This is a genomic window from Shigella flexneri 2a str. 301 (assembly GCF_000006925.2).
Taxonomy (GTDB): Bacteria; Pseudomonadota; Gammaproteobacteria; order Enterobacterales; family Enterobacteriaceae; genus ECMA0423.
On record NC_004337.2, the window covers coordinates 3,894,379 to 3,908,975 of the forward strand.

13 protein-coding genes, 1 pseudogene and 1 other annotated feature are annotated in these 14,597 nt (G+C 53.5%); of the genes and pseudogenes, 11 read left to right on the forward strand and 3 right to left on the reverse strand.

What is annotated here, in order from left to right; translation table 11 throughout:
• Positions 1 to 9 precede the first annotated feature (9 nt).
• Positions 10 to 1,475, forward strand: a sequence feature (Similar to Escherichia coli K12 sulfatase gi: 1790112 (498 aa). BLAST with identity of 97% in 489 aa. This CDS contains an in-frame stop codon. The sequence has been checked and is believed to be correct.).
• Positions 10 to 1,475: pseudogene (yidJ, locus tag SF3784) on the forward strand. (Overlaps the previous feature by 1,466 nt.)
• A gap of 46 nt (positions 1,476 to 1,521) precedes the next feature.
• On the opposite strand, the gene yidI reads toward yidJ, so the two are convergent.
• Positions 1,522 to 1,935, reverse strand: coding sequence for a hypothetical protein (gene yidI, locus SF3785; protein NP_709518.1), 414 nt, complete (start codon positions 1,933 to 1,935; stop codon positions 1,522 to 1,524).
• A gap of 108 nt (positions 1,936 to 2,043) precedes the next feature.
• Between yidI and yidH the strand changes: the two genes are divergently transcribed.
• Genes yidH through yidF form a run of 3 tightly spaced genes read left to right on the forward strand, consistent with a single transcriptional unit; the run spans position 2,044 to position 3,237 of the window.
• Entirely contained in the window at positions 2,044 to 2,391 is a 348-nt protein-coding gene (gene yidH, locus SF3786) for a hypothetical protein (protein ID NP_709519.1), read from the forward strand.
• Positions 2,381 to 2,743, forward strand: a complete 363-nt coding sequence (yidG, locus tag SF3787; protein ID NP_709520.1) for a hypothetical protein — start codon at positions 2,381 to 2,383, stop codon at positions 2,741 to 2,743. The genes yidH and yidG overlap by 11 nt, the downstream gene beginning before the upstream one ends.
• Complete coding sequence (gene yidF, locus SF3788) at positions 2,740 to 3,237, forward strand: transcriptional regulator (RefSeq protein NP_709521.1); 498 nt, start codon at positions 2,740 to 2,742, stop codon at positions 3,235 to 3,237. Before yidG ends, yidF begins: the two co-directional genes overlap by 4 nt.
• Positions 3,238 to 3,244: 7 nt before the next feature.
• On the opposite strand, the gene emrD is transcribed toward yidF, so the two are convergent.
• Positions 3,245 to 4,297, reverse strand: a complete 1,053-nt coding sequence (emrD, locus tag SF3789) for a multidrug resistance protein D (RefSeq protein NP_709522.1) — start codon at positions 4,295 to 4,297, stop codon at positions 3,245 to 3,247.
• A 60-nt stretch (positions 4,298 to 4,357) separates the two neighbouring features.
• On the opposite strand from emrD, the gene ilvB reads away from it, so the two are divergent.
• From ilvB to uhpT, 6 genes are all read left to right on the forward strand, one after another.
• Positions 4,358 to 5,956, forward strand: a complete 1,599-nt coding sequence (ilvB, locus tag SF3790; RefSeq protein ID NP_709523.1) for an acetolactate synthase catalytic subunit — start codon at positions 4,358 to 4,360, stop codon at positions 5,954 to 5,956.
• A 3-nt stretch (positions 5,957 to 5,959) separates the two neighbouring features.
• A complete protein-coding gene (ilvN, locus tag SF3791; RefSeq protein NP_709524.1) occupies positions 5,960 to 6,250 on the forward strand; it encodes an acetolactate synthase 1 regulatory subunit in 291 nt (96 codons plus the stop codon).
• Positions 6,251 to 6,324: 74 nt separating this feature from the next.
• Positions 6,325 to 6,915 (forward strand): DNA-binding transcriptional activator UhpA, encoded by a 591-nt coding sequence (gene uhpA / locus SF3792; RefSeq protein NP_709525.2) that lies wholly within the window; start codon positions 6,325 to 6,327, stop codon positions 6,913 to 6,915.
• Positions 6,915 to 8,417, forward strand: coding sequence for a sensory histidine kinase UhpB (gene uhpB / locus SF3793; protein ID NP_709526.2), 1,503 nt, complete (start codon positions 6,915 to 6,917; stop codon positions 8,415 to 8,417). The genes uhpA and uhpB overlap by 1 nt, the downstream gene beginning before the upstream one ends.
• Before the next feature lie 9 nt (positions 8,418 to 8,426).
• Entirely contained in the window at positions 8,427 to 9,746 is a 1,320-nt protein-coding gene (gene uhpC, locus SF3794; RefSeq protein ID NP_709527.2) for a regulatory protein UhpC, read from the forward strand.
• 137 nt (positions 9,747 to 9,883) lie between these two features.
• Positions 9,884 to 11,275, forward strand: a complete 1,392-nt coding sequence (gene uhpT, locus SF3795; protein NP_709528.1) for a sugar phosphate antiporter — start codon at positions 9,884 to 9,886, stop codon at positions 11,273 to 11,275.
• Between the two features lie 45 nt (positions 11,276 to 11,320).
• On the opposite strand, the gene yicP is transcribed toward uhpT, so the two are convergent.
• The gene (gene yicP, locus SF3796) at positions 11,321 to 13,087 is read right to left on the reverse strand and encodes a cryptic adenine deaminase (protein NP_709529.1); all 1,767 of its coding nucleotides are present in this window, start codon (positions 13,085 to 13,087) and stop codon (positions 11,321 to 11,323) included.
• A 96-nt stretch (positions 13,088 to 13,183) separates the two neighbouring features.
• Here yicP and yicO point away from each other — a divergent pair, with 96 nt between their 5' ends.
• Complete coding sequence (gene yicO / locus SF3797) at positions 13,184 to 14,596, forward strand: hypothetical protein (RefSeq protein ID NP_709530.1); 1,413 nt, start codon at positions 13,184 to 13,186, stop codon at positions 14,594 to 14,596.
• Position 14,597: the final 1 nt, after the last annotated feature.

A 14,597-nucleotide genomic window follows, 5' to 3' on the forward strand; every position in this document is an offset into this window, starting at 1 on the left:
CGCCCCAATTGACCGATACCCAGGCCACCAATATGGTCGGTTGCTATAGCGGTAAACCGCTGAATACGCAAAATATTGATAGTCTGGCGGCGGAAGGTATTCGCTTTAATTCCGCCTACACTTGTTCACCGGTTTGTACGCCTGCACGGGCCGGACTATTCACCGGTATCTACGCTAACCAGTCCGGCCCGTGGACCAACAACGTCGCGCCAGGCAAAAACATCTCCACTATGGGGCGCTACTTTAAGGATGCCGGCTATCACACCTGTTACATCGGCAAATGGCATCTCGACGGTCATGACTATTTCGGCACTGGCGAGTGTCCGCCGGAGTGGGATGCTGATTACTGGTTTGATGGGGCGAACTATCTTAGCGAACTGACGGAAAAAGAGATCAGCCTGTGGCGCAATGGCCTAAACAGCGTCGAAGATTTACAGGCGAACCATATTGACGAAACCTTCACCTGGGCGCACCGCATCAGCAATCGAGCGGTAGATTTTCTGCAATAGCCCGTGCGCGCCGAGGAACCCTTCCTGATGGTGGTTTCGTATGATGAGCCGCATCACCCGTTCACCTGTCCGGTGGAGTATTTAGAGAAATACGCTGATTTTTACTACGAACTTGGCGAGAAATCACAGGATGACCTGGCGAACAAACCGGAACATCACCGCTTATGGGCGCAGGCGATGCCATCGCCAGTCGGTGATGACGGGCTTTATCACCATCCGCTCTATTTTGCCTGCAATGACTTTGTTGATGACCAAATCGGACGTGTCATCAATGCCTTAACGCCAGAGCAACGTGAAAATACGTGGGTCATTTATACCTCCGATCACGGTGAAATGATGGGCGCACATAAGCTGATCAGTAAAGGAGCGGCGATGTATGACGACATCACCCGTATTCCGCTGATCATCCGTTCGCCGCAAGGGGAGCGGCGACAGGTCGATACGCCAGTCAGTCATATTGATTTACTGCCGACAATGATGGCGCTGGCAGATATTGAAAAACCAGAGATTCTGCCGGGGGAAAATATCCTTGCCGTGAAAGAGCCACGCGGCGTGATGGTGGAATTTAACCGCTACGAGATTGAGCATGACAGCTTTGGCGGTTTTATTCCGGTGCGTTGCTGGGTGACGGATGACTTTAAACTGGTGCTCAACCTCTTCACCAGTGATGAACTTTACGATCGCCGTAATGACCCAAATGAAATGCATAACCTGATCGATGATATCCGTTTTGCAGACGTTCGCAGCAAAATGCATGACGCCTTATTGGATTACATGGACAAAATTCGCGATCCGTTCCGCAGTTACCAATGGAGTCTGCGTCCGTGGCGTAAAGATGCACGACCGCGCTGGATGGGGGCGTTTCGCCCACGCCCACAAGATGGCTATTCGCCAGTGGTACGCGACTATGACACCGGCCTACCGACGCAAGGAGTGAAGGTGGAGGAGAAAAAACAGAAATTCTGACGATAATGCCCGCTGATGATCACCCGGCGGGCATTATTCAGGCTGCTTAAACCAGCGAACCGCCGGTCAGGAAGGAAAAAATCAGGAATATCAGCAAAATGCTGCACACGATGCCGATACCAAAAACCAGCGCGCCGCGAATGCCCCAGCGATTTTCCTTACGCATACCGCCAATAAATGCGCAAAGTAGCGCAGCAATGGCCAGTGCGATACCGCTTTGATCGAGGATTTTATCGATATCCATGTCCTCTTTTTTCTCCACAGTGGTAATTTTTTCGCCTTTTATTCCGGCGAGAAGACCTCTTTTAATTTCAGCCGTTTTGTCCGCCACGATGCTTTCAAGCGTTGGCGGTGGTGCGGAAAAAGGGCCGAATGAAAAGTGGATAATCCCCATCATTAAAGCGATGGCACCGAACAGCATGCCCAATGAACTGATTTTATTTTGCGCTATGATACCCATCTGACCTCCTTGTAGCGGATGGCAAAAGCATATCAGGAAACGGGCGGACGAAATTCTTAAAAAAAACCGCTAAAGATAGAGCGTTAGTGAAATTGCAAAGGAGCAACAATGAAAATTTCCCGCCTTGGAGAAGCGCCCGATTACCGCTTCTCGCTGGCTAATGAGCGTACTTTTCTGGCGTGGATCCGTACCGCACTAGGATTTCTGGCGGCGGGGGTTGGGCTTGATCAACTTGCGCCAGATTTCGCCACGCCCGTCATTCGTGAACTGCTGGCGTTGTTGTTGTGTCTGTTTTCCGGCGGGTTAGCAATGTATGGCTACCTGCGCTGGTTACGCAATGAAAAAGCGATGCGTCTGAAAGAGGACCTGCCCTACACCAACAGCTTATTAATCATCAGCTTAATATTGATGGTTGTGGCGGTGATCGTTATGGGACTGGTGTTGTATGCCGGATAGCCGTAAAGCCAGACGCATTGCCGACCCAGGGCTGCAGCCGGAGCGCACATCACTGGCGTGGTTTCGTACCATGCTGGGCTACGGCGCGTTGATGGCGTTGGCTATCAAACACAACTGGCACCAGGCGGGCATGTTATTCTGGATTTCGATTGGCATCCTCGCCATCGTGGCGCTGATCCTCTGGCACTACACCCGTAATCGCAATTTAATGGATGTCACGAATAGCGATTTTTCCCAATTTCACGTAGTCCGTGACAAATTTTTGATCTCCCTCGCGGTGTTATCTCTCGCAATACTGTTTGCTGTAACGCATATACATCAACTTATCGTATTTATTGAGAGAGTCGCATGACAGGAAGTCAGGTCATTGATGCTGAAGAGGACAGGCATAAGCTGGTTGTAGAGTACAAGGATGCTCTGCAACCTGCCGATTTTTATCACAATTTCAAACAGCGGGGCATCCGCTCCGTACAGCTCATTCCCTATCTTGAATTTGATGACCGGGGCGATCTGACGGCCGCTTCGGTGACAGCAGAGCTGTGGGGGAAATTTTTAATTGCCCTGTTTGAGTGTTGGGTGCGGGCAGATATCAGTCGTATCTCGATTGAGCTTTTTGACGCCACCTTACAAAAATGGTGTGGCAGCGAAAACCCGCAACCGCGCCGTGACTGCCAGGCGTGCGACTGGCATCGCCTGTGCCCGCACGCTCGGCAGGAGACGCCAGACAGCGTGCTTTGTGCGGGCTATCAGGCGTTTTATTCTTACTCCGCACCGCATATGCGGGTGATGCGTGATCTGATAAAGCAGCATCGTTCTCCCATGGAGCTGATGACGATGCTGCGGTGACGTGCGCTTAAACGGGCTGCCCCTGATGCGACATCCGCGTCGCCAGCGGCAGCCAGCACAGCACGATCAACAATCCCATTAAGGTCATCAACAACCCCAGGCTGCCCTGACCGGTTTGCGGCAACATCGCAGAGAGCGACGCCAGCACGCCGGAACCAATGTTTTGCAGACCGCCGACCAGCGCACCAGCCGTGCCCGCCAGGAAGGGGAACGGCTCCATCGCGCCGCTGGTCGCCAGCGGAAACAGCATCCCGGCACCGAAAAAGAACAGCGCGGCGGGAACGAGCAGCGTCCAGACATTCATCACGCCAAACCAGTCGGGGATCCACATCAGCAAGCCAGCCAGCAGGCAGCAGATAACCGACTGCCACATCAACGTTGAGAAGCGTTTATTAGGACGCCCGGCAAACCATGCCCCAAAAAATGCCGCCGGAATCGGCAGAATAAACAAAATACTGACCGTCATACTGCTCAGCCCTAACACCGCGCCCATCAGCACGCCGGAGCAGGCTTCAAAGGCAGCAATCCCGGCCAGACCGCCAATCAGCATCAGCAAATAACAGTTAAAACCGCTGTTACCGAAAAGCGTTTTATAACTGGTAAGCAGGCGCGTGCGCGGTGCATCGACCGGACGCGTTTCCGGCATCCAGCGGGCCATACTGAAGGTCACACCAGCACAAAGAACCAACAAAAAGAGATAACAGGCGCGCCAGTTCCACATCGTATCCAGCAGACCGCCGATTAGCGGTGCGAGCAACGGACTGACGAGAATCCCCATGTTTAACAGGCTGTTAGCATGGCGCAACTGTGTCCGTTCATATAAATCACGCGGCAAAGTACGCGCCATTACGCCGCCAACGCCGGTGCCCATCCCCTGCATCGCGCTGGCGGCAATCAATACCGTCAAACTGGAGGTCGTGACCGCGACCAGCGTTGCCAGCATAAAAATGGACATTCCGACGAGGATCACTGGTCGGCGACCGACACGGTCGGATATCGGGCCATAAAACAGCTGTGAGACACCGTAAGTCAGCAGATAAGCGCCCATTACGCTCTGCACCGCCCCTTCACTGCTTCTAGATCGGCCGGCACCGCGGTGGAACAGCAGGGCATTAAGATTGTGACGGGCATTCCGGGCGGTTCTATCCTGCCTGTTTACGACGCCTTAAGCCAAAGCACGCAAATCCGCCATATTCTGGCTCGCCATGAACAGGGCGCGGGGTTTATCGCTCAGGGAATGGCGCGCACCGACGGTAAACCGGCGGTCTGTATGGCCTGTAGCGGGCCGGGTGCGACTAACCTGGTGACCGCCATTGCTGATGCGCGGCTGGACTCCATCCCGCTGATTTGCATCACTGGTCAGGTTCCCGCCTCGATGATCGGCACCGACGCCTTCCAAGAAGTGGACACCTACGGCATCTCTATCCCCATCACCAAACACAACTATCTGGTCAGACATATCGAAGAGCTCCCACAGGTCATGAGCGATGCCTTCCGCATTGCGCAATCAGGCCGCCCTAGCCCGGTGTGGATAGACATTCCTAAGGATGTACAAACGGCGGTTTTTGAGATTGAAGCTCAGCCCGCGGTGGCAGAAAAAGCCGTTGCACCCGCCTTTAGCGAAGAAAGCATTCGTGACGCAGCTACAATGATTAACGCTGCCAAACGCCCGGTGCTTTATCTGGGTGGTGGTGTGATCAATGCGCCTGCGCGGGTGCGTGAACTGGCGGAGAAAGCGCAACTGCCTACCACCATGACTTTAATGGCGCTGGGCATGCTGCCAAAAGCGCATCCGTTGTCGCTGGGTATGCTGGGGATGCACGGCGTGCGCAGTACCAACTATATTTTGCAGGAGGCGGATTTGTTGATTGTGCTCGGTGCGCGTTTTGATGACCGGGCGATTGGCAAAACCGAGCAGTTCTGTCCGAATGCCAAAATTATTCATGTCGATATCGATCGCGCAGAGCTGGGTAAAATCAAGCAGCCGCATGTGGCGATTCAGGCGGATGTTGATGACGTGCTGGCGCAATTGATCCCGCGGGTGGAAGCGCAACCGCGTGCAGAGTGGCACCAGTTGGTAGCGGATTTGCAGCGCGAATTCCCGTGTCCAATCCCGAAAGCGTGCGATCCATTAAGCCATTACGGCCTGATCAACGCCGTTGCCGCCTGTGTCGATGACAATGCGATTATCACCACCGATGTGGGTCAGCATCAGATGTGGACCGCGCAAGCTTATCCGCTCAATCGCCCACGCCAGTGGCTGACCTCCGGTGGGCTGGGCACGATGGGTTTTGGCCTGCCTGCGGCGATTGGCGCGGCGCTGGCGAACCCGGATCGCAAAGTGTTGTGTTTCTCCGGCGACGGCAGCCTGATGATGAATATTCAGGAGATGGCGACCGCCAGTGAAAATCAGCTGGATGTCAAAATCATTCTGATGAACAACGAAGCGCTGGGGCTGGTGCATCAGCAACAGAGTCTGTTCTACGAGCAAGGCGTTTTTGCCGCCACCTATCCGGGCAAAATCAACTTTATGCAGATTGCCGCCGGATTCGGCCTCGAAACCTGTGATTTGAATAACGAAGCCGATCCGCAGGCTGCATTGCAGGAAATCATCAATCGCCCTGGCCCGGCGCTGATCCATGTGCGCATTGATGCCGAAGAAAAAGTTTACCCGATGGTGCCGCCAGGTGCGGCGAATACTGAAATGGTGGGGGAATAAGCCATGCAAAACACAACTCATAACAACGTAATTCTGGAGCTCACCGTTCGCAACCATCCGGGCGTAATGACCCACGTTTGTGGCCTTTTTGCCCGCCGCGCTTTTAACGTTGAAGGCATTCTTTGTCTGCCGATTCAGGACAGCGACAAAAGCCATATCTGGCTACTGGTCAATGACGACCAGCGTCTGGAGCAGATGATAAGCCAAATCGCTAAGCTGGAAGATGTCGTGAAAGTGCAGCGTAATCAGTCCGATCCGACGATGTTTAACAAGATCGCGGTGTTTTTTCAGTAACCGCTCAAGGCTTGAACAACATCGCGCTTATCGTTAAGGTAAGCGCGTTTTTTTTTACCCGCCAGGACAAGACCATGATCACCGTTGCCCTTATAGACGATCACCTCATCGTCCGCTCCGGCTTTGCGCAGCTGCTGGGGCTGGAACCTGATTTGCAGGTAGTTGCCGAGTTTGGTTCGGGGCGCGAGGCGCTGGCGGGGCTGCCGGGGCGCGGTGTGCAGGTGTGTATTTGCGATATCTCCATGCCCGATATCTCCGGTCTGGAGCTGCTAAGCCAGCTGCCGAAAGGTATGGCGACGATTATGCTCTCCGTTCACGACAGTCCTGCGCTGGTTGAGCAGGCGCTTAACGCGGGGGCACGCGGCTTTCTTTCCAAACGCTGTAGCCCGGATGAACTCATTGCTGCGGTGCATACGGTTGCCACGGGCGGCTGTTATCTGACGCCGGATATTGCCATTAAACTGGCATCCGGTCGTCAGGACCCGCTGACCAAACGTGAACGCCAGGTGGCGGAAAAACTGGCGCAAGGAATGGCGGTGAAAGAGATTGCCGCCGAACTGGGCTTGTCACCGAAAACGGTACACGTCCATCGCGCCAATCTGATGGAAAAACTGGGCGTCAGTAACGACGTAGAGCTGGCGCGCCGCATGTTTGATGGCTGGTGATGAAGACGTTGTTCTCCCGCTTAATTACCGTTATTGCCTGCTTTTTTATCTTCTCTGCCGCATGGTTTTGCCTATGGAGTATCAGCCTGCATCTGGTTGAGCGCCCTGATATGGCGGTGCTGTTATTTCCGTTTGGTCTGCGTCTGGGGCTAATGCTGCAATGCCCGCGCGGATACTGGCCCGTATTGCTGGGTGCGGAGTGGCTGCTGATTTACTGGCTAACGCAGGCGGTCGGTTTAACCCATTTTCCGTTATTGATGATCGGTAGTTTGCTGACGTTACTGCCCGTAGCGCTGATCTCGCGCTATCGCCATCAGCGTGACTGGCGCACCTTGCTGTTACAGGGTGCGGCGTTAACGGCGGCGGCGTTGTTGCAGTCGCTGCCCTGGCTTTGGCACGGCAAAGAGTCGTGGAATGCGCTGTTGCTGACTTTAACTGGCGGTCTGACGCTGGCCCCGATATGTCTGGTGTTCTGGCACTATCTCGCCAATAACACCTGGCTGCCGCTCGGCCCGTCACTGGTTTCTCAGCCCATCAACTGGCGCGGGCGGCATCTGGTCTGGTACTTGCTGCTGTTTGTTATCAGTCTCTGGCTCCAGTTGGGATTGCCGGACGAACTGTCGCGCTTTACGCCATTCTGTCTGGCGCTGCCGATTATCGCGCTGGCCTGGCACTATGGCTGGCAAGGAGCGCTGATTGCGACGTTGATGAACGCCATCGCGCTGATCGCCAGTCAAACCTGGCGCGATCATCTGGTGGATTTATTACTCTCGTTGCTGGTGCAAAGTCTGACAGGGTTGTTACTGGGCGCAGGCATCCAGCGGTTGCGTGAACTTAACCAGTCGCTACAAAAGGAACTGGCGCGCAATCAGCATCTGGCTGAACGTTTGTTAGAAACCGAAGAGAGCGTGCGCCGCGACGTGGCGCGTGAGCTGCACGACGATATCGGTCAGACCATCACTGCTATTCGTACTCAGGCGGGCATTGTTCAGCGGCTGGCGGCAGATAACGCCAGTGTGAAGCAGAGCGGGCAGCTCATCGAACAACTGTCGCTGGGCGTTTACGACGCGGTGCGCCGTTTGTTAGGACGGTTACGTCCGCGCCAGCTGGATGATCTCACCCTAGAGCAGGCCATCCGCTCACTGATGCGGGAAATGGAGCTGGAAGGGCGCGGCATTGTCAGCCATCTCGAATGGCGTATCGATGAATCAGCATTAAGCGAAAACCAGCGCGTGACGCTGTTTCGTGTCTGCCAGGAAGGGCTGAACAACATTGTGAAACATGCCGATGCCAGCGCGGTTACGCTGCAAGGCTGGCAGCAGGATGAACGGTTGATGCTGGTGATTGAAGACGATGGCAGCGGTTTGCCGCCGGGTTCCGGGCAACAAGGTTTTGGCCTCACCGGAATGCGCGAGCGCGTAACGGCGCTGGGCGGCACATTACACATTTCCTGTCTGCACGGCACGCGTGTCAGCGTTTCTCTACCTCAACGTTATGTCTAAGGTTCGATGATGTTGCCGTTTCTGAAAGCGCCTGCCGATGCGCCATTAATGACTGATAAACATGAAATTGATGCCCGTTATCGCTACTGGCGTCGGCATATTCTGCTGACCATCTGGCTGGGTTACGCGCTGTTTTACTTCACGCGGAAAAGTTTTAACGCCGCGGTACCAGAAATCCTTGCTAACGGCGTGCTCAGCCGTAGCGATATCGGCCTGTTAGCGACCCTGTTTTACATTACTTACGGCGTGTCGAAGTTTGTCTCCGGCATTGTCAGCGATCGCTCAAATGCCCGTTATTTTATGGGGATAGGGCTTATCGCCACGGGCATCATGAACATTCTGTTTGGCTTCTCGACGTCGCTATGGGCGTTTGCCGTGCTCTGGGTGCTGAACGCCTTTTTCCAGGGCTGGGGTTCACCGGTGTGTGCGCGTCTGTTAACGGCCTGGTATTCACGTACCGAGCGCGGCGGTTGGTGGGCATTATGGAACACGGCGCATAACGTCGGCGGCGCACTCATTCCCATTGTGATGGCAGCGAGCGCGCTGCATTACGGCTGGCGTGCCGGGATGATGATTGCTGGTTGTATGGCGATAGTCGTGGGGATTTTTCTCTGCTGGCGGCTACGCGATCGCCCGCAGGCGTTAGGTTTACCGGCGGTCGGTGAATGGCGGCACGACGCGCTGGAAATTGCTCAACAACAAGAAGGGGCAGGGTTGACGCGTAAAGAGATCCTCACCAAATATGTGTTGCTGAATCCGTATATCTGGCTGCTTTCGTTTTGCTATGTGCTGGTCTATGTGGTCCGGGCGGCGATCAACGACTGGGGCAATTTGTATATGTCCGAGACGCTGGGCGTCGATCTGGTCACGGCGAATACGGCAGTGACGATGTTTGAACTGGGCGGATTTATCGGTGCGCTGGTAGCCGGTTGGGGCTCGGACAAATTGTTTAACGGCAACCGTGGGCCGATGAATTTGATTTTCGCCGCCGGAATTTTGCTTTCAGTCGGCTCGCTGTGGCTGATGCCATTTGCCAGCTACGTGATGCAGGCAACCTGCTTCTTCACCATTGGTTTTTTTGTCTTTGGCCCGCAGATGTTAATTGGTATGGCGGCGGCAGAGTGTTCCCACAAAGAGGCGGCAGGGGCGGCGACGGGGTTTGTCGGCTTGTTTGCTTATCTGGGGGCGTCGCTTGCTGGTTGGCCGCTGGCGAAAGTGCTCGATACCTGGCACTGGAGCGGATTTTTTGTGGTTATCTCTATCGCCGCCGGGATTTCCGCACTGCTGTTACTGCCCTTTTTGAACGCCCAGACACCGCGTGAAGCGTGATGCATCTCACCTTTTCACTTCATATCCGGCAAAACTAAGAAATTTTCCAGGTTTTTCTTGGACGCTATCTCAGGCCTGATTTGCTGCTGATTTTTACAATGCATGCCTCACGCAGGTATTCATTTCAGGAGTAACCCATGCTGGCTTTCCTAAACCAAGTTCGCAAGCCGACCCTGGACCTTCCGCTCGAAGTGCGGCGCAAAATGTGGTTCAAACCGTTCATGCAATCCTACCTGGTGGTCTTTATCGGCTACCTGACGATGTACCTGATTCGCAAGAACTTTAACATCGCGCAGAACGATATGATTTCGACCTACGGGTTGAGCATGACGCAGCTGGGGATGATCGGCCTGGGTTTCTCCATCACTTATGGCGTGGGTAAAACGTTGGTTTCATACTACGCCGACGGCAAAAACACCAAACAATTCCTGCCGTTCATGCTTATCCTCTCTGCCATTTGTATGCTGGGCTTCAGTGCCAGTATGGGCAGCGGCTCGGTTAGCCTGTTCCTGATGATTGCCTTCTACGCCTTAAGCGGCTTTTTCCAGAGTACCGGCGGTTCGTGCAGTTACTCCACCATCACCAAATGGACGCCGCGTCGTAAACGCGGGACATTCCTCGGTTTCTGGAATATTTCTCACAACCTTGGCGGTGCAGGCGCAGCAGGTGTGGCGCTGTTCGGGGCAAATTACCTGTTCGATGGCCATGTCATCGGCATGTTTATCTTCCCGTCGATTATCGCGCTGATTGTCGGTTTTATCGGCCTGCGTTACGGCAGCGACTCCCCGGAATCTTATGGCCTCGGCAAAGCTGAAGAACTGTTCGGCGAGGAGATCAGCGAAGAGGACAAAGAGACAGAATCTACCGATATGACCAAGTGGCAGATCTTTGTTGAGTATGTGCTGAAAAACAAAGTGATCTGGCTGCTGTGCTTCGCCAACATTTTCCTCTATGTGGTACGTATTGGTATCGACCAGTGGTCAACCGTATACGCGTTCCAGGAACTGAAACTCTCTAAAGCGGTGGCGATTCAGGGCTTTACGCTGTTTGAAGCTGGTGCGCTGGTCGGTACGCTGCTGTGGGGCTGGCTCTCTGACCTGGCGAACGGTCGCCGTGGCCTGGTGGCCTGCATCGCGCTGGCGCTGATTATCGCCACGCTCGGTGTGTATCAACATGCCAGTAACGAATATATCTATCTGGCTTCTCTCTTTGCGTTGGGTTTCCTGGTCTTTGGCCCGCAATTGTTGATTGGTGTGGCTGCTGTTGGCTTTGTACCTAAAAAAGCGATTGGCGCTGCCGATGGTATTAAAGGCACCTTTGCTTACCTGATTGGTGACAGCTTTGCCAAGTTAGGTCTGGGAATGATTGCCGATGGGACGCCGGTATTCGGCCTTACCGGCTGGGCAGGCACCTTCGCCGCGCTGGATATCGCCGCGATTGGTTGTATCTGCCTGATGGCGATAGTGGCGGTAATGGAAGAACGCAAAATCCGCCGCGAGAAAAAAATTCAGCAGTTGACAGTGGCATAAACGTAACTGGTGACTTTTGCCCGGCATGACGCCGGGCTTTTTTTATTATTCCGTGACTTCCAGCGTAGTGAAGGCAAACTTCTCGCCATCAAATAGCCCCTGACTGGTTAGTTTTAGCGCGGGGATCACTGGCAGAGAAAGAAACGCCATCTGAATAAACGGCTCATCGGGTAACGGACCGCATTCACGGGCGGCGGCTTTCAAGGCGTCAATTTGTTCCGCCAGCGACTGCGCCGTGTCGGTGCTCATCAGCCCGGCAATGGGTAACGGCAGATGACTTTGTACTTGGCCGTTACGTACCACGCACAGCCCGCCGCCATCCTGAATCACCTGATTGACCGCCAGCGCCATCTCTTCGGCACTGCGACCGATCACCACAATATTATGGCTGTCATGGCTGACTGTCGCAGCCAGCGCGCCTTCATTCAGGCCAAAGCCGCCGAGCAAACCACAGGCCGGAGCCAGCCGTTGCCCGTAACGCTCAAGTACGGCAATAAAGCACACATCATCGCGATCAAAACCATTTTCGCTGTAGACGCTGGAGCGGGAGTGCGTAATCAATTCGTTATGGATGACGTCAATGACCCGATAGCGTTTTCCGGGCGTGAATTGCAGGGCAAAGTCGCTGGCGGAAACTGGCTGGCGGGCAATGGTATTGCCATATGGCGGGGCAGACAGCGCCAGTCTCGCCGACTCTTCCGCCTGTAAGGTTTGCGCATCAATCGGTTCGCCTTTCACCAGTACCTGCTGCACCGTGACCTTACGCGCATCGCTCAACAGGACGATATCGGCCTGCTTGCCGGGTGCCAGTAAGCCGAGGTGATTCAGACCAAAGTGGCGCGCCGTCGACCAGCTGGCGACGCGATATGCCACATGCAGCGGCACATTGTGTTGTTCGATCAGGCGGCGAATTAAGGCATCGATATGCCCTTCATGGGCGATCTCCCACGGGTTACGGTCATCGGTACAGAGCATGCATTGCGGGCTGTTAAATTCGTTGATCAACGGTGCCAGTGCGTTGAGATTGCTGGCAGCGGACCCTTCGCGGATCATCAACGACATGCCGAGTTGTAATTTCCGGCGTCCTTCTTCCAGCTGATAACTTTCGTGGCAGTTTTCAATACCCGCAGCAATATAGGCGTTAAGTTCTTTGCCACCCAAACCCGGACAGTGACCGTCCAGCGTCAGGTAGCGAAATGCATCGAGTTTATCGAGCAGCGCATTCTGCCCGTTAATTACGCCAGGGTAGTCCATCATTTCTGCAAGGCCGGTAACCTGCGGATGGTCCCGCCAGGCGAGCATCTGTTCAAGGGTAAAACTGGCACCGTTAACATCGCAGCCTTCCAGAGCGGGCACGCAAGAGCTGACCTGTAAGTACTGGTTTTGCCTTGCCTGTTCGGCACAGCGGGCAAACCAGGCGAATCCGGCTTCTCCCATCACGTTGACGATTTCATGAGGGTCGCAAATAACGGTCGTCAGGCCGCGCGGCAGGGTAGCGGTTTCAAAAGTGACCGGCGTCATCATGCTGGATTCAATATGCAGGTGAGCATCAATAAACCCTGGCACCGCCGTTGCGCCGCGAGCATCAATCCGCTGCAAAGCCGGAGTATCAGCGTATTCTGCGCCAACACCGGCAATGTAACGTCCTTTAATCACAATTGGGCCGGAAATTTCTCCGGCATTGATCAGGTCGAGAATAGAGACATTATCAATAATATAATCGGCAACAGCGTCGCCACGGGAAACGGCTAACAATTCCTGGTATTCAGCCCGGCTAATGTGATGAAATTTATGGTTAATGGAATTATTCATATTTTTCTCATTTTGATTTTATCAATTTGATTATTATTTATCATAAAGAAACGTCGCGAGATTATTAAAGAATATCTATTAATGTGCAATTGAAATGTGATAATTATCACTGAACCGTTGTTGTCATTTGTTTTACAAAAGCAAGGGATTAAATCTCCTCCAATGGACAAAAAAATGAATAATGACAATACCGATTACGTGAGTAATGAATCAGGGACGCTTTCGCGATTATTTAAACTACCTCAGCATGGGACCACCGTCCGCACAGAATTGATTGCGGGGATGACCACTTTTTTAACCATGGTGTACATTGTTTTTGTGAACCCGCAAATCCTCGGCGCGGCACAAATGGACCCGAAAGTGGTGTTTGTTACCACCTGTTTGATTGCCGGTATCGGCAGTATTGCGATGGGGATATTTGCTAACTTACCCGTGGCGCTGGCTCCGGCAATGGGGCTGAACGCCTTCTTTGCGTTCGTGGTCGTGGGGGCGATGGGGATCTCCTGGCAGACCGGGATGGGCGCGATATTCTGGGGCGCAATTGGGCTATTTTTGCTCACGCTGTTTCGTATCCGGTACTGGATGATCTCCAACATTCCATTAAGTTTACGTATTGGTATCACCAGTGGAATCGGATTATTTATTGCCTTAATGGGATTAAAAAACACTGGTGTTATTGTCGCCAATAAAGACACGCTGGTGATGATTGGCGATTTAAGTTCTCACGGCGTGTTGTTAGGTATTTTAGGGTTTTTTATTATAACCGTGTTGTCATCACGTCATTTTCATGCCGCGGTGCTGGTTTCTATTGTGGTGACGTCTTGCTGTGGATTATTTTTCGGTGATGTTCATTTTAGCGGCGTCTATTCCATTCCGCCTGATATTAGCGGCGTCATTGGTGAAGTAGATTTGAGCGGCGCGTTAACACTTGAACTCGCCGGTATCATTTTCTCCTTTATGCTGATCAACCTATTTGATTCATCAGGAACATTAATTGGTGTAACTGATAAAGCGGGCTTAATAGATAGCAACGGTAAATTCCCCAATATGAATAAGGCGCTGTATGTTGATAGCGTCAGTTCGGTGGCAGGCGCATTTATCGGTACCTCGTCTGTTACTGCCTATATTGAAAGTACTTCTGGTGTGGCAGTCGGTGGTCGCACGGGGCTAACGGCTGTCGTGGTCGGCGTTATGTTCCTGTTAGTTATGTTCTTCTCACCGCTGGTGGCGATGGTTCCTCCTTACGCAACCGCTGGAGCGTTAATCTTTGTTGGCGTGCTGATGACTTCGAGCCTGGCGCGCGTTAACTGGGATGATTTTACCGAATCGGTGCCTGCGTTTATTACCACGGTGATGATGCCCTTTACTTTCTCGATCACCGAAGGGATTGCACTCGGCTTTATGTCGTACTGCATCATGAAAGTGTGCACCGGGCGCTGGCGCGATCTGAACCTGTGTGTGGTGGTGGTCGCAGCTCTGTTCGCATTGAAGATTATTCTGGTGGATTAGT

Coding starts and splice junctions, on each gene's coding strand:
- uhpA (NP_709525.2), top strand. CDS start 6,325: ATGATCACCGTTGCCCTTATAGACGATCACCTCATCGTCCGCTCCGGC.
- uhpB (NP_709526.2), top strand. CDS start 6,915: ATGAAGACGTTGTTCTCCCGCTTAATTACCGTTATTGCCTGCTTTTTT.
- yidF (NP_709521.1), top strand. CDS start 2,740: ATGACAGGAAGTCAGGTCATTGATGCTGAAGAGGACAGGCATAAGCTG.
- yidH (NP_709519.1), top strand. CDS start 2,044: ATGAAAATTTCCCGCCTTGGAGAAGCGCCCGATTACCGCTTCTCGCTG.
- yidG (NP_709520.1), top strand. CDS start 2,381: ATGCCGGATAGCCGTAAAGCCAGACGCATTGCCGACCCAGGGCTGCAG.
- ilvN (NP_709524.1), top strand. CDS start 5,960: ATGCAAAACACAACTCATAACAACGTAATTCTGGAGCTCACCGTTCGC.
- uhpT (NP_709528.1), top strand. CDS start 9,884: ATGCTGGCTTTCCTAAACCAAGTTCGCAAGCCGACCCTGGACCTTCCG.
- uhpC (NP_709527.2), top strand. CDS start 8,427: ATGTTGCCGTTTCTGAAAGCGCCTGCCGATGCGCCATTAATGACTGAT.
- yicP (NP_709529.1), bottom strand. CDS start 13,087: ATGAATAATTCCATTAACCATAAATTTCATCACATTAGCCGGGCTGAA.
- yidI (NP_709518.1), bottom strand. CDS start 1,935: ATGGGTATCATAGCGCAAAATAAAATCAGTTCATTGGGCATGCTGTTC.